A 17,029-nucleotide genomic window follows, 5' to 3' on the forward strand; every position below is an offset into this window, starting at 1 on the left:
CAACTGAGGAGGGAGGCCGAAGGCGGCGCCGCTACCGCCGTATTGCGGGATGATCCAGATAATGAGGACCAGGGCCAGGGCACTGACGCCCAGGCCTGACCAGAAATTCATGCGTGTCATGGAGCCATCACTGTAGTGGGTGTCGATGTTGTCGTTGAGCGGTTTTGCCCCATTTTTTTTGTGTGAGATTTATTAAGGAGCATACATATTCACTGTCCAGTGCAAGGCCAATGAAAGTATCTTTCGTATCGTTGACAAACAATCCGCCTGGACGACGGGGTTTCAACGGTAATCCGCGGCGTTATCGGCTATGGGCTGCCAGCGGCTCAGCAGCCAGTCGTAGAGCCGGCCAGGACTCTGTGCCACCGGCTGGCTGATGGGGATGCGCGGAATCGCCAGCGGGTCGAGTCGCGGGGAGAGCCAGCCGCCGCACCCGGCCAGTGCCTGGCGAACGCCGCAGCGCCTGGCCAGGCGGCGCAGTCGCCTCGAGGGCTGCTCATCGGGGTAGGCGAAGGCTTCGAGTGGCGTCTGGCAGAGCCGGGATAGATCTTCGCGGGAACGGCGGATATGCCAGCAGATGCGGGCATCGCTGAGCGGCTCCAGCGACTCTGGCAGCACCCCGTGGGCGCCGAAACGGAACAGGCCACTGTGCTCCAGGCGCCGGACACTGAATGGGTCCAAGCCGTGGGGGGGCTGATCGAGGTCGGGATAGAGCGCCTCGGCGACGGCGTTGACCGCCATCGGGTCGCAGCGACGCAGCGCCGCGAGATAGCCGAGTAGGACTTCGCTGTAGGCGTGGTCGGGGTGTGGCGGCGGCAGCGGCGGCGGCGGCAGCCCGGCGTCGCACAGGGTGTCGTGAATCCGCTGGGCGTGGTGACGGCACCACAGCCCTTCGCTGATCACTTCCCACCATACGCCGCGCGGGCGGCCCAGCAGGCCGGTAGTGATGAAGATACTGGCTGGCAGGGCATAGTGTTCGAGCAGCGGAGCAGCTACCTCGGCGTTGTCGCGCCAGCCGTCGTCGAAGGTCAGCGCAATACAGGCGCGTGGATCATGGTGGGGCTTCAAGGCGGTGTCGAGACTGACGATGCGTGACACATCGACCAGCGCCATCAGCAGGTGCTTGAAACTCTCCGGACCGAGGCAGTAGGGCGCGCGGTGCGGCAGCCGGGCGGCATGCTCATCGGGCAGCACCCGATGCAGCACCAGGATGGCGCTTAGCCCTTGTAGCGGCACGCGTAGACTGCGCCGCCAGTGGCCGCGAAGCCGCTGGGCCATGTCCAGAGCGAGGTTCCAGTGCGTCATGACGAACCTCCTTCAGCGCAACCTGCCATACTCCCAGTGTAATGCGCTCAGGCATATTTCGCCCTGCCGGCAGCGCCTGCTTAGAGAGGGAACTCGAGCACCCTCGCTTGACAGGCGCGAAGCCGAGCGAGCAAGTCGCCGTGGGCATTCTCGTCCAGGCTCGGGTCGAAGCCGCCGATGCGTTCGAACCAGTCGCGGCGAACGCACAGCGTGCCGGGCTCGGGTTCACGCTGTAAAAGCCGTTTCAGCCCTTGGGAAAACGGTCGTCGACGTGATGTGAGCAGCACCGCATCCCATTGATGTTGAGTCAGCAGATGATCAGCCTCATCCAGCCAGTCGGCGCCCAGGCGCATTCGCGGCGTGGGGAAAATCAGCGTATCGACCGGTGTGCGGCGAACCACCTCATTGCTGCGCGCGCCGATCGAGCCCAGGCGTATGGCCTCGAAGTGCGCACCGATGCGTCGTGTCAGCGTTTCGAGAGAGCTGTTATCGTCGTCACTGACCACGCGAATGTCGATCTTGTCGGGGTAGCGCACTACGGCATGTTGTAGGGTCGCCAGGCAGCGCGGTAGGCGCGCGGCCATCAACCGAGAATCGATAATGATGCAGTAGGCGTCCATCACAGCGTGCCCTTAGCGCATTGCCCTGGCCGAGTGAATGGCGGCTAGTGGCGGATCGGTCGCGTCATGTCTGCGGCGTGGCGCCGAGCATGTAGATATGTAAGCGATAGTAGCCTTTGGTTTCAAAAGGTATCAATCATTTTGTCGCCTTATTTTCCTAGCAGAGGACGCCGAGCCGGGGCTGATGCTTGGTAGCGAGTGGCAGCAGCACCATAGAGTTGCATGCGGGGATTTTTCTGCACCACTGTGATGCATATGGCTTATTTCTGCACCGCGATGGTTCGCTTGGCGGAGGGTGCTGCTGATTTGTGGGGCAGTGTGGTGCCATGCTGTGTGCTTCTGGGTGAGAAAAATCACTTAAAAAACAGGAATATGTATGTTTTATGTGGTTTTTTGCGCCATTTTGGCACGCCGCCTGCATTGCACAGTGCAGAAGCATCAACCAGAGTCGTCGTCATGACGGCCAGCGTGGGCAAGCTGCCCCCGCCGTGCTACAAACGACGCTGGACTCGCAACGCCAATATTCGAGCAACGCTCACTAGTGGAGGACACCATGTCTGAGAAGACTCTCGCCCTGATCGAAGAACATGATATCAAGTGGGTCGATCTGCGCTTCACCGATACCAAGGGTAAAGAGCAGCACGTCACCATCCCGGCCCGCGACGTCGACGATGAATTCTTCGAGAACGGTCAGATGTTCGACGGCTCGTCCATCTCCGGCTGGAAGGGTATCAATGAGTCGGACATGATCCTGCGTCCGGAAGATGGCTCTGCCTTCCTCGACCCGTTCACCGAAGACGCCACCCTGGTGCTGCGTTGCGATATCATCGAACCGGCTACCATGCAGGGCTATGAGCGCGATCCGCGCTCCATCGCCAAGCGCGCTGAAGCTTACCTGCAGTCGACCGGCCTGGGCGATACCGCCTTCTTCGGCCCGGAGCCGGAGTTCTTCATCTTCGATGAGGTGCACTGGAAAGCCGATATCGAAGGCGCGATGTACAAGATCACCTCGGAAGAGGGTGCCTGGTCGACCGATCGTAGCGTCGACGGTGGCAACCTGGCTCACCGTCCGCGGGTCAAGGGTGGTTACTTCCCGGTGCCGCCGGTGGACAGCTTCCACGACATCCGCAGCGCCATGTGTAACACCCTCGAGGCAATCGGCCAGAGCGTCGAAGTACACCACCACGAAGTGGCCAATGCGGGCCAGAACGAGATCGGCGTCAAGTTCAACACCCTGGTGAAGAAGGCCGACGAAGTTCAGGAAATGAAGTACGTGATCCACAACGTGGCTCACGCCTACGGCAAGACGGCTACCTTCATGCCCAAGCCGCTGGTTGGCGACAACGGTTCTGGCATGCACGTCCACCAGTCGTTCTGGAAAGACGGCAACAACCAGTTTGCCGGTGACGAGTACGCCGGTCTGTCTGAAATGGCGCTCTACTATATCGGCGGCATCATCAAGCATGCGCGTGCCCTGAACGCCTTTACCAACGCCTCCACCAACTCCTACAAGCGTCTGGTGCCGGGCTTCGAGGCGCCGGTCATGCTGGCATACAGCGCCCGTAACCGCTCCGCGTCGATCCGTATCCCTTACACCGCGAGCCCCAAGGGCAAGCGTGTCGAGGCGCGCTTCCCGGATCCGACAGCCAACCCGTACCTGTGCTTTGCGGCCATGCTGATGGCCGGCATCGACGGCATCAAGAACAAGATCCATCCTGGCGATGCCATGGACAAGAACTTGTATGACCTGCCGCCGGAAGAGGGCAAGTCCATTCCCACCGTCGCCGAGAGCCTCGACCAGGCCCTCGAAGCGCTGGACAAGGATCGCGCCTTCCTCACCGAGGGCGGCGTGTTCACCGATGACATGATCGACGCTTACATCGAGCTCAAGGAAGAGGACGTGGAGCGCCTGCGCATGACCACGCATCCGGTCGAATTCGACATGTACTACAGCTGCTGATGGTGCGCCGCCTTGGCGGCGCTGGGTAGCAAATGAAGGGGTTCCGCCACGGCGGAACCCCTTTTTGCACTAGACTATCCAAGGGGTTGCCGGGCCCATATTGGGTCGTCGTCTGTTGGAGCAAGGTGCATGACCGTTTCGCCGAAGAGCAGTGCCTGCTGGGTGCTGCTGATCAGCCTGCTGTGTGCTGGGCTCAACGCCCAGGCAACGTCGATCTATCGCACTACCGATGCCCAAGGCAACGTGGTGTTTACTGACAACCCTGAGCGTGGCGGTGAGCAGGTGGAGCTCAATCCTCTGACCGTGGTGCCGTCAGGGCAGCGTGCGCCGGCGCCGCAGTCGGCGCCCGAGGCCACGGCGCCTTCATCCTCTCCATCAGAGTCGCTATCCTCGCCCTTCATGCCCTACTCGACTTTCCGTATCGCCTCGCCGCGCAACGAGGAGACGCTGCAGACCGGCGAGGCCGGTAATCTTCAGGTTGAGCTGGGCATTGAGCCGGCGCTGCGCGAAGACCATCGGGTGCGGCTGCTGGTCGATGGGGCGGTCAGCCAGTCGGCAATGCACAGTGATGTGTTCATGATCGGCAATCTCGAACGCGGTGAGCGTGTGCTGCAGGCCGAGTTGCTCGATGCCAGTGGCGAAGTGCGCCATCGCAGTGCACCGGTGACGCTCTATGTTCAGCGTGCCAGCGTCAACCTGCCGCAGAATCCCAACAACCCCAATTAGCTGCCCCCTCGCCGGGCGCCTCGGTCGCTGTGCCCGGACGGCAGCCCCAGACCCTGCCGCGCGGCTGCGCCGGAAGCGGGCAGTATCGATGCCTTCGAGCATGCCGAGCGGGTGCGCGACAATAGTGCGCTCGATTATCGAGCCGGGGACAGCAGTGCCGCCCGCGACCGTCCATCCCGTCCGTCGCGCCGTGAGGCAGGCGATGAGAGCGGTGCTGCACCGCTGTGATCGCTAGGCTTTCAGTCTTGCACTAATGTGGTGCATAGTCGTGTCTTGCACTCTCCTGGAACGCCGCCAACAGGCGTCTGCCAGGCTGGCGCGCTTCTTGCACAGCAATAGTGAACTCAAGGACGGCGGAATGCCCCATGTATCAACGTCTGCTGGAACACCTCACCACGGCGGTGCTGCTGCTTGACGGCACTCTGCGACTGCGGTGGATGAATCCGGCCGCAGAGGCGCTGCTCGCGGTGAGTATCGGCCGCGTAAGAGGTACCCGCCTGGAGAGCCTGGAAGGCGTTGACGGTGCGGTGGCCGCGGTACTGATCAAGGCTCGGCGCGAATTTCATCCGTTCACTCAGCGTGAGGCGGTGCTGACCCTGGCCGGCGGCGAGACCGTCACCGTCGACTTCACCGTCACGCCGCTCTCCGATGACGAGCTGCTGCTGGAGATAGAGCCCCGCGACCGGCTGCTGCGAATTTCTCGGGAAGAAGCTCTGATCGCGCGTCAGGAGACCATCAAGACATTGACCCGCGGTCTGGCCCATGAGGTCAAGAATCCGCTGGGCGGTATTCGTGGCGCAGCCCAGCTGCTTGAGCGCGACCTGCCTGACCCTCAGCTGGCCGAATTCACGCGCATCATCGTCGAGGAGGCCGATCGCCTGCGCGATCTGGTCGACCGCATGCTGGGGCCCAATCAGGTCACCCACCATCAGCCGCTGAATATTCACAAGGTGCTGGAGCGTGTGCGCTCCTTGCTGCTTGCCGAGCAGCCGGGAGTGACGATCGAGCGCGACTACGACCCCAGCCTTCCAGAGCTGCACGGCGACGAGGGGCGCATGATCCAGGCGGTCCTCAACGTGGCGCGTAACGCCGTGGAGGCAATGAGCGAAAGCGAGATCGCTGCACCGCGGTTGGTGCTGCGCACCCGTGCGCGCCGACAGTTTACCCTCGGCGCCGAGCGCCACCGGCTGGTGTGTGAGGTGGCGATTATCGACAACGGACCAGGAATCCCCGACGCGCTGCGCGAGACGCTGTTCTATCCGATGGTCTCGGGTCGCGCCGAGGGCAGCGGGCTGGGTCTCTCCATCGCCCAGTCGATCCTTCACCAGCACCAGGGCCTGATCGAGTGTGATTCACGGCCTGGGCGCACCGAATTCCGGCTGCTGACGCCTTTGGAGGCGCCGCCATGAGCCGCATTTCCATCTATTTCTTTTGTGCCACGGCTGACTGCTGTCGTGATGTTCTCTGGAGGCTTGCATGACAGATCCTGCCCGCATCGTCATCGTCGACGACGACCGCGCCATTCGCTGGGTGCTCGAGCGCGCGCTGGCCCAACCCGATCTCGAGGTGGAGAGCTTCGAGCGAGCCGACAGCGCACTGGACGGCCTGCTCAAGCGACCGCCCGATGTGCTGGTCACCGACATCCGAATGCCCGGCCTCGATGGTCTCGACCTGATGGCCAAGGTGCGTGAAGCGCACCCCGATATGCCGGTGATCGTGATGACCGCGCACTCCGATCTCGACAGTGCGGTCGCCTCCTACCAGGGGGGGGCCTTCGAGTATCTGCCCAAGCCATTTGACGTCGACGAGGCGCTGGCACTGGTGCGCCGGGCGGTGGCCCATGCCCGTGAGCGACAGAGCCCGGCGGTGGCGCCGGAGGGTCTGTCGGCGGAGATCATCGGTGAAGCGCCAGCCATGCAGGAGGTGTTCCGCGCCATCGGCCGACTCTCGCAGTCGCATATCACGGTGCTGATCAACGGCGAGTCGGGTACCGGCAAGGAGCGGGTTGCCCAGGCGCTGCATCAGCACAGCCCCCGCGCCGGTAAGCCGTTTATTGCCCTGAACATGGCGGCGATTCCCAAGGATCTGATGGAGTCCGAGCTGTTCGGTCACGAGAAGGGCGCCTTCACCGGCGCTACCGCCCAGCGTCGCGGGCGCTTCGAGCAGGCCGACGGCGGCACCCTGTTCCTCGACGAGATCGGCGACATGCCGCCGGATACCCAGACCCGCCTGCTGCGGGTGCTGGCCGACGGCGAGTTCTATCGGGTCGGTGGCCACCTGTCGGTCAAGGCCGATGTGCGCATTATCGCCGCTACCCACCAGAACCTCGAGACGCTGGTCGAGGACGGCCGCTTTCGCGAGGACCTGTTCCACCGTCTCAACGTGATTCGCGTGCACCTGCCCAAGCTCGCCGAGCGGCGCGAGGACATTCCGCGCCTGGCGCAGCACTTTCTCGCCGAGGCCGCCCGTGAACTCTCCACCGAGGGCAAGGTGCTGACCAAGGAGGCAGAGCAGCATCTCACCCGGCTGCCGTGGCCGGGCAACGTGCGCCAGCTGGAGAACACCTGTCGCTGGCTGACGGTGATGGCCTCCGGTCGCGAAGTGCTGATCGACGATCTGCCACCGGAGCTGCGCACCACCGAAGGCAGCGAGGCCGCCGCCGGTGACTGGCGCGCCGCCTTCCGCGACTGGGCCGACCGCGCGCTGGCGGCCGGGCACACCCATCTGCTGGAGGAGGCGGTGCCGGACTTCGAGCGCATCCTGATCGAGACCGCGCTCAAGCACACCGGCGGGCGCAAGGGCGAGGCCGCCGAGCTACTGGGCTGGGGGCGCAATACCCTGACCCGTAAGGTCAAGGTGCTGCTGCCGGCGCTGGCCGACGGGGATTGAGTCTTGTCGGGAGGAGGCGGTACCCCTCTCGAGAATTTGCGAGCGCATCCTGATCGAGACCGCGCTCAAGCACACCGGCGGGCGCAAGGGCGAAGCCGCCGAGCTACTGGGCTGGGGGCGCAATACCCTGACCCGTAAGGTCAAGGTGCTGCTGCCGGCGCTGGCCGACGGTGACTGAGGGGGAGGACAATCGCAGCTGCCCCTAAGCGAAGGACGCCGGGGGCAGGCCGAAGAGGAGGTTCTACGCCATGGGTGAGGAGCACTGCTCCGAACGGGCTGGCCATGGATGGCCAGCACCGGTCCTGCAAGCGGAGCAGGATGCGAGAGCGCAGCAGGGCGTAGGTAGCGCCCAGGGATGGTTTACAGCGCCTCCTCGCAGGCCTGCCGACGGATTAGTCCGAGCGTGCTGGCCTAGCGCCTAGGGCCCAGCACTGCCAGAATACGCCTCTCAAGGAGGCTTCACCGATGACGCAGATGCACTGGGAGCGACTGCTCGATCCGAGCCGGCTCAACGACAAGCCGCGCTCGGCGAGCCACGAAATCGGCCGCAGCCCGTTTCACAAGGACCACGACCGGATTGTCTTCGCCGGCTCGTTTCGGCGCCTGGGTCGCAAGACCCAGGTCCATCCGCTGACCGACAACGACCATATCCACACCCGCCTGACCCACTCGCTGGAGGTCGGCTGCGTGGGCCGCTCGCTGGGCATGATCGTCGGCGAGCAGCTTAGCCACCGCCTGCCGCAGTGGATCACCCCGGCCGACCTCGGCGTCATCGTCCAGGCCGCCTGCCTGGGTCACGATATCGGCAATCCGCCGTTCGGCCACGCCGGGGAGTACGCTATCCGTGACTGGTTCAAGCGCGCCGAGCAGGACGGCAGCGGCCTGCTCGAGGGCCTGTCGCCGCTGGAGCGCGCCGACCTGTTGACCTACGAAGGCAATGCCCAAGGCTTTCGCATCGTGACCCAGATCGAATACAACCAGTTCAAGGGTGGCATGCGCCTGACCGGGGCGACCCTCGGCACCATGCTCAAGTATCCCTGGACCGTCGAGCATGGCGGCAGCGCCGGCAAGTTCGGCAGCTATCAGTCCGAGACGCACCTGCTCGCCGAGGTCGCCGAGCGCCTGGGGCTCAAGCCGCGCGGCAGCAACGCCTGGTGCCGCCACCCGCTGGCCTGGCTGGTCGAGGCCGCCGACGATATCTGCTACGCATTGCTCGACCTCGAGGATGGCCTGGAGATGGGCATCCTGCGCTTCGACGAAGTCGCCGACGTGCTGACCCAGATCGCCGGCGGCAAGCCGCCGGAGTACGAGGCCATGCTGAGCGACGGGGTCTCCCAGCGGCGGCGCATCGCGGCGCTGCGTGGAGCAGCCATGGAGCGCGCTGTCAGCGATGTGGGGGCGGTCTTCGTGCAGCATGAGGGGGAACTGCTCAACGGTGTACTCGAGCACGACCTGCTGGAGTTGTGTCATCCGGATCTCGACTGGGGGGTCAAGGCCGCCAAACAGCTGGCTCGGGAGCGGATCTTCCAGAACGAGCGCAAGGCCAAGCTGGAGATCGGCGCCTACACCACCCTGGGGATCCTGCTCGAAGCCTTTATCGGCGCGGCCCATGAGCTGCACCACCACGGTGAGTCGAGCTTCAAGCATCAGCGGGTGCTGGCGCTGATCGGTGAGAATACCCCGCGTCCCTCCTGGTCGCTCTACTCCAGCTACCGGCGCATGCTCGACTTTATCGGTGGCATGACCGACCACTACGCCGTCGACCTGGCCCAGGAGATGGGCGGACGATTGCGAGGTGACTGAGGTGCGCCGCTGTCTCGTTAGCTTTGCGCTGGTACTGCTCGGCGTCTGGGTGAACCTGGCCGCGGCGGATACGCAGCCTCTCGAGGGCGAAGGTTTCGACCACTACACCCTGGCGCTGACCTGGCATCCGGGCTTCTGCGAGACACATTCGCGTCCGCCCGACGAGTGCCGTGAGCGCCAGGCGGGGCAGGGCTTCGTGCTACATGGACTGTGGCCTTCACTGCCCGAGCGCTTTGCTCGCGACGGCGTCGACCGTCCGCAGTGGTGGCGCGAGGGCTGCTTCCTCGAGGAGCCGCGTGCCGCCGGCAGTTTCTGCCGGGCGCATCCGCCCTTCGACCTGCCCGAGGCGCTTGGCAAGGCGCTGGATGAGGGCATGCCGGGGCGCGCCAGCTGCCTGGATCGCTATCAGTATGCCAAACACGCCGCCTGCCTGGCGCTGGATGCCGACGACTATTTCGCTGCCTCGCTGCAGCTGCTGGAACGGGTCAATGCCAGCGCCTTCGCTGACTATGTGGTGCTCAATCAGGGCGGCGAGGTCGACCGCAACGAGCTGATCGGCGCCTTCGAAGCGGCGTTCGGCAGTGGCAATGGCCGGGCGCTGCGCCTGGAGTGCCGCGGCCCGGGCAATCGCCAGCTCAGCGAGGTGCGCATCGGGATCGGCGTGGATCGGTTGGGCGATTTCCCTGACGCCGAGAGTCTGGTCGAGCAGCGCCCCGGGCGCTGCCATAATCGCGTGCAGATTCCCGCGGCGGGTTAGACGGAGGGCTCCTGCAAGTTTTGCAGCTCCACCAGCGCGGCGCGCTTCATCAGGGCGCGGATGGCACGGTCGTGGGTAGCGTCGTCGAAGGGACCGAGCGGCATGGCGGCGAGCTGTTCGGCGAGCCGATCACCGCCGACCACCAGCAGGTCGTTGTCGGCCTGGCTGGTGTCGATCTCCCAGCCGGGCAGGGCCAGTACGCCCTTCACCGGCACCGAGGTGCCACACTCCTTGGCCAGCCACTGGCGCAGCCACTGCACCGCCTGGCGGGTCTTGAGCAGCGGCCGCCGCTCGCTCCAACCTGGAAAGCGCAGCCGCTGACGCTCCACGGCGACCTGATTGCTACCCGCGCCGCCAGGGTCTACCGGCCAGGTGCGGGCGCGGGTCTCGATCACGAATACGCCATGGGGTGTGACCGCGACATGGTCGATGGTATAGGTGTCGGCGGGAATATCATGGAAGATATGGTAGGGGTGGGCGTCGGGGCGCACCAAGCGCTCCAGCTCCTGGCCGATCACCAGCTCACAGGCCAGGCCGAGCTTGAGGCGTCGGATACGCTGGTAGTCGCGGATCAGCAGAAAGCAGAACACCATCACCAGTAGTGTGCTGAGCAGCCCATACAGGCTCCACTCGACCCAGTCCTGCTGGCTGGCGAACAGCATGCGCCCCATGCCGTAGACCAGCGGTGCCAGCACCACGATAGGGCCCAGCGCGCCGTTGAGAAACAGGCTGGCAAAGGCGCGGTCGAGGCGGTCACGCAGCGCCTGGCCAGGCTCGCGTAGTGGGTGGGCATCGAACGGCGAGCGCACCCGCGCATCGTGCAGGTTGCGCAGTGCCAGGACGATCACCCCAGTGGCGCCCAGGGGGAACAGAAAGATCAGCGGTAGTAGATATTCCAGCCAGGCCATCGGCAGCGGTCCTTGCCAGTAGGGGGTATCGCCTTACGGCGGCGACGTTTGCGCGTTCATTCTAGCTAACCTCGGCAGCCTTGGGTGAACAATGTAATGATCCAAGGCTCCAATATCACCGTCACCGGCCAGCCAAGGCGATGCCACTCATGGACACCATGCCTCCTCCCTCCGCGCCCATAGATCCGGACCCTCTCGTATTGAAGGCCGCAGCGGCCCTGGCGACCTTTATCGCAGACCACCCGCGTCTCGCAGTAATCAGCGGTGCCGGCGTCAGCACCGACAGTGGGATTCCTGACTATCGTGGCCGTGACGGAGCCTGGAAACGGCCGCCACCGATGAATCATCAGGATTTCATGGCCAGTCATGCGGCTCGCCAGCGTTACTGGGCGCGTGCCCTGGTCGGCTTTCGCGCGCTCAGCGAGGCGCGACCGGGGGCCGCCCACCGCGGGTTGGCGATGCTCGAACGGCGTGGCCACCTTGATACCCTGATCACCCAGAACGTCGATGGCCTGCATCAGCGTGCCGGCAATCGGCGCGTCATCGACCTGCATGGACGCGCCGAGATCGTTCGCTGCATGAGCTGCGATGCGCGGCGCATGCGCCACGACCTGCATGCCGAGCTGGCGGCCAGCAACCCCCGCTGGTTGGCGCTGGAGGCCAGTGTCGGTCCCGATGGTGACGCCGATCTGGAGCACGACTTCAGCGATTTTCATGTGCCCGGCTGCGCGCGCTGCGGGCGCGGCGTGTGGAAGCCAGACGTGGTGTTCTTCGGCGACCAGGTGCCGGCGGCGCGGGTCACGGCAGCCGCTGATGCGGTGTCACGGGCCGATGCCCTGCTGGTAGTAGGCTCATCGCTGATGGTCTATTCAGGCTACCGTTTCGCGCGTCAGGCCGCGGCTGAAGGCAAGCCGCTGGCCTGTCTCAACCTCGGCCACACCCGGGCCGATGCGCTCTACCATCTCAAGCTCGAGGCGCCGGTCGGTGACACGCTCGGGGCCCTGTCGCAGTACCTCGACATCTGAGGCCGCTCAGCGCGGTGTCAGCGGGATCTCGATGCGCTGGGTGCCGATGTCGCCTGCGGATACGGCCACCTGCTCGCGGTTGCGGTGGGTGACCAGGCCGTCTTCGCGGATCTCGGCAATCAGTGCATAGTCGCGTCCGGCCTCCAGGGCGCGGGCATCGAACTGCAGGCTGACATCCATCGGTGTATCGCTGACACCGGACGAGGTGGTCTCGGCGATCAGCTCACCGCGGCTGCCGTCGGCGCCAAGGGATTCCAGGGCCACGCGTAGCTCGGCGCTGTCGCCAGCCTCAAGCGGCGCATCGGGCACCACGCGGGTGTCGAGGGTCGCGAAATCCGGGCGCCCGGCACAGGCAGCCAGCAGCATCGTCATCAACAGCGCCACCAGGAGCCGGAAGCGGCGTGCCTGTGGCAATACGGGCGAATCGGTCGTCATGTAGAACTCCTTGATCAGCCGCCGGCCAGCTTGACGCTGTAGCCTTGGCGGGTGAGTGCGTCGTGCAGGGTATCGCGGTGGTCGCCCTGAATCTCGATGATGCCGTTTTTGACGGCGCCACCGGTGCCACAGCGCTTCTTGAGCGACTTGGCCAGCGCCTTGAGCTCAGCATCGCTGAGCGGAATGCCTTCAATGGTGGTAACACCCTTGCCTTTCCTGCCGCTGGTTTCGCGTCGGATGCGCACCACGCCGTCGAGTTCGGCCAGGCGGGCCTGTTCGGCCTGAGCTGCACACTGGCAGTCGGCAATCGGTGCCCGACAGTCGGGGCAGATGTCGCCATGCTCGGTGGAGTAGACCAGCCCGCTGAGCTGATCGCGAAGGGATGCCATGATCAGGTGCTCCTGCTCGGGGTGCCCGGTTGAGAGTGTCCGACCATGATACCCGAGGGCGCCGGCCCTCGGCAGGGGGCATGTTATCCACTGCGGCTGGTGGCAAGGCGCTATGGATAACTCGGCGGTGGGCCGAGCGTCAGGTCGTGGCGACCCGTGGCAGCAGCAGTCGGCCGACCACCGTGGGCAGCTGATGCATGTTGCTGATGCTGATGGCGCCGTTGGGGGTGGTTTCCACATCAGGGAAGCGGTTGAGGTGAACGACTCGCATACCCGCCGCCAGTGCCGCCTTGACGCCGACGATGGCATCGTCGATCGCCAGGCACTCGTCGGCGCGATAGCCCATGATGCTAGCGGCATGCAGGTAGAGGCAGGGGTCGGGCTTCCAGCACTTGACGGTGTAGCCGCTGAACAGGTTGTCGCCGAAGTCGTCAGTCAGGCCGGTGGCGCGCAGGCCGGCGCGTATCTTGCTCTCTGGTCCGTTGGAGACCACTGCGCGGGGGAACTCGACCAGCGCGTCGAGGGCCTCGCGCACCCCCGGCAGGGGCAGCAGTTCACTGTCGATGCGATCTGCCAGCTTGCGGCGCATCTCGCCCTCGGAGTGGCTCAACCGCTGAGGATCGATAGGGCCGTGGCGGCGCTGCAGCTCGGCGACGATATTCGAGAAGCGTGCGCCGCGAAATTCTCCCATGTAGTCGCTGGGGGAGAAGGGCAGACCCGCTTGTGTAAGGCTTACCGCCATCTCGGCGGCCAGCAGGGGTTCGCTGTCAACGAGGGTGCCATCGCAATCAAACAGCAGGCATCGAGGTATCGACATTGCCAGACCTCTTTCGGCGCAAGTCAAGGACTTATAGCCCTAGTGTTACAGATATCGGCGCATCACGCCTAATATTAAGGGCTATTTTCCGCATTTTTTGAACACTGTTCGCCAACGCTCGCGTCGATGGAGCCCCGGTGGGGGACCGATATGACCCCTTCCGACACACCTGGCAAGCGTGTCGAATCTGCCCCATGTGTCATATGTCGCCACTCGATTCGCCGTATACCGGCCTGTTTCAATTGGCAGCTGGCATGCGGAAGTTTTGATAACTCTTTGTTTTGTTTGTTTTTTTATTTTTTTTTGCACGGAGTGGCATGGCCACTGCAATACCCAGGGTGAGAGACGAAACAGATCGAAGCGACGCGGCAAGATCGATTCGGTACCTAGCAATAGGCAGTACGTCTTCAAACTCAGCAAGCACTGAAGACAAATGGAGGTGCGAGCATGATGTCCAAGGAATTTCTCAAGAAGATCGGTATTCTCGGCATTTCTTTCGGCCTGATCGCCAGCCCGCTGGCCATGGCCGGCATGGATGACGAAGAGTACGAGCCGCAAGACCCGGCGCCGCAGGAAGAGCCTGCACCGGACGTTGACGGCAACGATGAGTTCGGTACCACAGATTACGATACCGAATATGAGGATGAGGAAGAAGAGTTCACCTTCGATGACGAGGAAGAGAACGAAGAGGAAGAGTGGGAGACTCCTGAAGAGGACGACGAAGAGCAGTCTTGGTAAGAGCGACTGACTCCGGCGCCCAAGGATGGGCGCCGCGACCACAGGGATGCTTTGCTTGATACGTTATCGAAAGCGTCGAATGACATGACGCGCCCCAATGGAGGATGTACGACATGATGTCCAAGGACTTTCTGAAGAAAATCGGTATTCTGGGTGTTTCGTTTGGCCTGATCGCCAGCCCGCTGGCCTTCGCCGATATGCACGACGAAGAGTATGAGCCGCAGGATCCGGCACCGCAGGAAGAGCCGGCACCTGATGTAGACGGTGGCGATGAGTTCAGCACCAACGACGACGAATTCGACACCGAGTATGAAGACGAGGAAGAAGAGTTCACCTTCGATGAAGAGGAAGAGAACGAAGAGGAGGAGTGGGAGACTCCTGAGGACGATGAAGAAGAGTCCTGGTAATCGTTAACCTGTTCCCTTGCAAGATGATGCTGCCCAAGGATGGGCGGTGGGCTCACCCCCTCGAGCCCCAGCGTGTCTCCACTGCACGTTGATCACAGCTGCCGCTTTCGGCCACCCCCGGAAGCGGCTTTTTTGATCTTGCCAAGGGCGGAAGGGAAGAGGGATTGTTGTTCAATACTTGTACCAATAGACATTTAATTGTACGGTATTTGTACGTCGCGCATCGTTGTAGTGATCGCCGATGTGCTGTCGCCAATGGATTAGCGAGAGGTATGTGACATGATGTCCAAGGAATTTCTGAAGAAAATCGGTATTGTTGGTGTCTCTTTCGGCTTGATCGCCAGCCCGCTGGCCTTCGCCGATATGCACGACGAAGAGTATGAGCCGCAGGATCCGGCGCCCCAAGAGTCCTCCGGCCTTGAGGGCGGCACCGATACCGATAGTGGTATGGGCACGGCCAACGGCGATGCCGACCACGGCGGCGTCGGTACCGACGACCCGGCAATGGGTACTGAGTCTACGCCGGAAATGGATGACACCGGCACTACCGGTGACGGCGGCGCTGATGCAGAACATGGCGGTGTGGGGTCAGACGATCCTGCCCACGGCACTGAGTCGCTGCCCGACATGGAAGACGATGACGCCACGCCCTAACGGTTGTCGCGTCACGATGAGCCGCCCTTTTTCGGGCGGCTTTTTCATGACTGGGCGCTCAGTGAGCGCTACGCCGCGATGCCCAGGCCGCGTCATTGACCAGATTGATCGGCCGCTCGCCCTTGAGCGCCAGCGTCAGGTTATCCACTGCACGCTGGGCCATGGCAGTACGCGTCTCGTGGGTTGCCGAGCCGATATGCGGTAGCGCCACCACGTTGGTCAGATGCGGCAGCGGAGAGTCTGCCGCCAACGGTTCCTGCTCGAACACATCGAGTCCGGCGGCGTGCAGTTGGCCGCTCTGCAACGCCTCGATCAGCGCGGCCTCGTCGACTACCTTGCCCCGGGCGATGTTGATGAATATGGCGCCGGGCTTCATCAAGCCGAACTCTCTGGCGCCGATGAGCTTCTCGGTTTCGGTGCTGAGCGGTACGGTGACGCACACGAAATCGGCCTCGGCCAGCAAGTCGTCCATCTCACGGCGTCGAGCGCCCAGCTCAGCCTCGAGCTGGGGCTTGGGGGAGGCGTTGGAGTAGAGGATGGGCATATTGAAGCCCAGGGCGCCACGCCGCGCGATGGCAGCCCCGATGCGACCCATGCCGATCATGCCCAAGGTCTTGCCGTGGACGTCGCTGCCGAATTGCGCCTCGCCGATGCTCGCCTGCCAGTCGCCGCGCTTGATGAAGTCGGCGAGCTCCACTACCCGCCGGGCGCTGGCCATGATCAGCGCAAAGCCAGTGTCGGCGGTGGTTTCGGTGAGCACGTCTGGCGTGTTGCAGAGCAGGATGCCGCGCTCGGTCAGGGCCTCGACGGGATAGTTGTCGTAGCCCACCGAGATGGTCGCCACCGCCTCCAACTGGGGCGCCGTGTCGAGCAGCGCCGGCGTCAGCGGCAGGCCGGCACCGATTACTCCGTGGGCCTGGCTCAGCGCCTCGCAAAAGGCCGGCTCATCGCTAGAGGCGAGGTCGGCAAAATAGTCGACGTGAAAGTCGCGCCGCAGCGCCTCGAGCTGGCTGTCGCTGAGGCGCCGGTAGGCCACGATTCGCTTGGTCATGAGAGCTCCCCGGAGAGGTGAAAGAGATGGTGATCAAGAGCCTAACACGCAAGATGCATTTCTATGCGCGCGCGGCTGGGCTAGTCTGAAGCAGCGCTACTCCCCGCGCGGACACGCCATCCCGATCAAACAAGGAGATTACTGGATGCGATTCACTCCCTGGTTCACCACTCTTGGCCTTACCGCGGCCCTGATGCTGGGCGCTACCGCCCACGTGCATGCCGACGATGACCATGAGCCGATGGATGATGCCGAGCTCGAGGAAGAGTACGGCATCAAGGCCGGCTCGCTGGTACGCGACGAGGACGACAGCGACGAGCAGGACAACCAAGCAGCGGCCAACGACAGCGATAATGACGAAGAAGAGAGTCCCGAGGCCGGCACCGGTGGCTCGGGCAGCCCGGAAGATGCCCACGATGGCAGTGAAGCGGAGCAGGACGACGAAGAGAGTGACGCAGAGAACGGCGACGACGAGGAAGATGACGACGCCTGATCCATCGCGTTATCCAATAGCAAAGCGGCGGCCCAAGGGCCGCCGCTGGCGC

19 protein-coding genes and 1 pseudogene are annotated in these 17,029 nt (G+C 63.7%); 13 read left to right on the forward strand and 7 right to left on the reverse strand.

Annotated features, from left to right (window positions below; translation table 11 throughout):
• Positions 1-282 precede the first annotated feature (282 nt).
• Positions 283-1,305, reverse strand: coding sequence for a polysaccharide deacetylase family protein (locus IEI94_RS21210; protein WP_191169192.1), 1,023 nt, complete (start codon positions 1,303-1,305; stop codon positions 283-285).
• Between the two features lie 80 nt (positions 1,306-1,385).
• Complete coding sequence (locus tag IEI94_RS21215) at positions 1,386-1,925, reverse strand: hypothetical protein (protein WP_191169193.1); 540 nt, start codon at positions 1,923-1,925, stop codon at positions 1,386-1,388.
• Between the two features lie 222 nt (positions 1,926-2,147).
• Between IEI94_RS21215 and IEI94_RS21220 the strand changes: the two genes are divergently transcribed.
• The 8 genes and pseudogenes from IEI94_RS21220 to IEI94_RS21255 all read left to right on the forward strand — a co-directional run bounded on the left by IEI94_RS21220 (position 2,148) and on the right by IEI94_RS21255 (position 10,060).
• On the forward strand, positions 2,148-2,486 hold the full coding sequence (locus IEI94_RS21220) for a hypothetical protein (protein WP_191169194.1): 339 nt from the start codon (positions 2,148-2,150) through the stop codon (positions 2,484-2,486).
• Positions 2,479-3,885, forward strand: a complete 1,407-nt coding sequence (glnA, locus tag IEI94_RS21225; RefSeq protein WP_191169195.1) for a glutamate--ammonia ligase — start codon at positions 2,479-2,481, stop codon at positions 3,883-3,885. Before IEI94_RS21220 ends, glnA begins: the two co-directional genes overlap by 8 nt.
• Positions 3,886-4,014: 129 nt before the next feature.
• On the forward strand, positions 4,015-4,611 hold the full coding sequence (locus IEI94_RS21230) for a DUF4124 domain-containing protein (protein WP_191169196.1): 597 nt from the start codon (positions 4,015-4,017) through the stop codon (positions 4,609-4,611).
• Positions 4,612-4,976: 365 nt separating this feature from the next.
• Complete coding sequence (glnL, locus tag IEI94_RS21235) at positions 4,977-6,020, forward strand: nitrogen regulation protein NR(II) (RefSeq protein WP_191169197.1); 1,044 nt, start codon at positions 4,977-4,979, stop codon at positions 6,018-6,020.
• A gap of 67 nt (positions 6,021-6,087) precedes the next feature.
• The gene (glnG, locus tag IEI94_RS21240) at positions 6,088-7,500 is read left to right on the forward strand and encodes a nitrogen regulation protein NR(I) (protein WP_191169198.1); all 1,413 of its coding nucleotides are present in this window, start codon (positions 6,088-6,090) and stop codon (positions 7,498-7,500) included.
• A pseudogene (locus IEI94_RS21245) lies at positions 7,493-7,678 on the forward strand (helix-turn-helix domain-containing protein); the annotation flags it as partial. The gene glnG and the pseudogene IEI94_RS21245, both read left to right, overlap by 8 nt.
• Positions 7,679-7,965: 287 nt before the next feature.
• Entirely contained in the window at positions 7,966-9,303 is a 1,338-nt protein-coding gene (locus IEI94_RS21250) for a deoxyguanosinetriphosphate triphosphohydrolase (protein ID WP_191169199.1), read from the forward strand.
• Between the two features lies 1 nt (position 9,304).
• Entirely contained in the window at positions 9,305-10,060 is a 756-nt protein-coding gene (locus tag IEI94_RS21255; protein WP_318153436.1) for a ribonuclease T2 family protein, read from the forward strand.
• Here the strand turns inward: IEI94_RS21255 and IEI94_RS21260 are convergent.
• On the reverse strand, positions 10,057-10,968 hold the full coding sequence (locus tag IEI94_RS21260) for a nuclease-related domain-containing protein (protein WP_191169201.1): 912 nt from the start codon (positions 10,966-10,968) through the stop codon (positions 10,057-10,059). The genes IEI94_RS21255 and IEI94_RS21260 overlap by 4 nt on opposite strands.
• Before the next feature lie 158 nt (positions 10,969-11,126).
• Between IEI94_RS21260 and IEI94_RS21265 the strand changes: the two genes are divergently transcribed.
• Entirely contained in the window at positions 11,127-11,993 is an 867-nt protein-coding gene (locus IEI94_RS21265) for an NAD-dependent protein deacetylase (RefSeq protein ID WP_191169701.1), read from the forward strand.
• 6 nt (positions 11,994-11,999) lie between these two features.
• Here IEI94_RS21265 and IEI94_RS21270 read toward each other — a convergent pair whose 3' ends face one another.
• The 3 genes from IEI94_RS21270 to IEI94_RS21280 form a co-directional block, all read right to left on the reverse strand.
• Positions 12,000-12,428 (reverse strand): YbaY family lipoprotein, encoded by a 429-nt coding sequence (locus IEI94_RS21270; protein ID WP_191169202.1) that lies wholly within the window; start codon positions 12,426-12,428, stop codon positions 12,000-12,002.
• Between the two features lie 14 nt (positions 12,429-12,442).
• The gene (locus tag IEI94_RS21275; protein ID WP_191169203.1) at positions 12,443-12,817 is read right to left on the reverse strand and encodes a translation initiation factor Sui1; all 375 of its coding nucleotides are present in this window, start codon (positions 12,815-12,817) and stop codon (positions 12,443-12,445) included.
• 139 nt (positions 12,818-12,956) lie between these two features.
• Positions 12,957-13,634: an HAD family hydrolase gene (locus tag IEI94_RS21280; RefSeq protein WP_191169204.1), complete on the reverse strand. Its 678-nt coding sequence runs from the start codon at positions 13,632-13,634 to the stop codon at positions 12,957-12,959.
• Positions 13,635-14,081: 447 nt separating this feature from the next.
• Here IEI94_RS21280 and IEI94_RS21285 point away from each other — a divergent pair, with 447 nt between their 5' ends.
• From IEI94_RS21285 to IEI94_RS21295, 3 genes are all read left to right on the forward strand, one after another.
• Entirely contained in the window at positions 14,082-14,372 is a 291-nt protein-coding gene (locus tag IEI94_RS21285; protein WP_191169205.1) for a hypothetical protein, read from the forward strand.
• A gap of 113 nt (positions 14,373-14,485) precedes the next feature.
• Positions 14,486-14,779, forward strand: coding sequence for a hypothetical protein (locus IEI94_RS21290; RefSeq protein WP_191169206.1), 294 nt, complete (start codon positions 14,486-14,488; stop codon positions 14,777-14,779).
• A 279-nt stretch (positions 14,780-15,058) separates the two neighbouring features.
• On the forward strand, positions 15,059-15,433 hold the full coding sequence (locus IEI94_RS21295; protein ID WP_191169713.1) for a hypothetical protein: 375 nt from the start codon (positions 15,059-15,061) through the stop codon (positions 15,431-15,433).
• Between the two features lie 58 nt (positions 15,434-15,491).
• Here the strand turns inward: IEI94_RS21295 and IEI94_RS21300 are convergent, their stop codons facing one another.
• On the reverse strand, positions 15,492-16,484 hold the full coding sequence (locus IEI94_RS21300; protein ID WP_191169207.1) for a 2-hydroxyacid dehydrogenase: 993 nt from the start codon (positions 16,482-16,484) through the stop codon (positions 15,492-15,494).
• Between the two features lie 145 nt (positions 16,485-16,629).
• Here IEI94_RS21300 and IEI94_RS21305 point away from each other — a divergent pair, with 145 nt between their 5' ends.
• Entirely contained in the window at positions 16,630-16,977 is a 348-nt protein-coding gene (locus IEI94_RS21305; protein ID WP_191169208.1) for a hypothetical protein, read from the forward strand.
• Positions 16,978-17,029: the final 52 nt, after the last annotated feature.

The organism is Halomonas sp. ML-15, assembly GCF_014779595.1.
Taxonomy (GTDB): Bacteria; Pseudomonadota; Gammaproteobacteria; order Pseudomonadales; family Halomonadaceae; genus Franzmannia.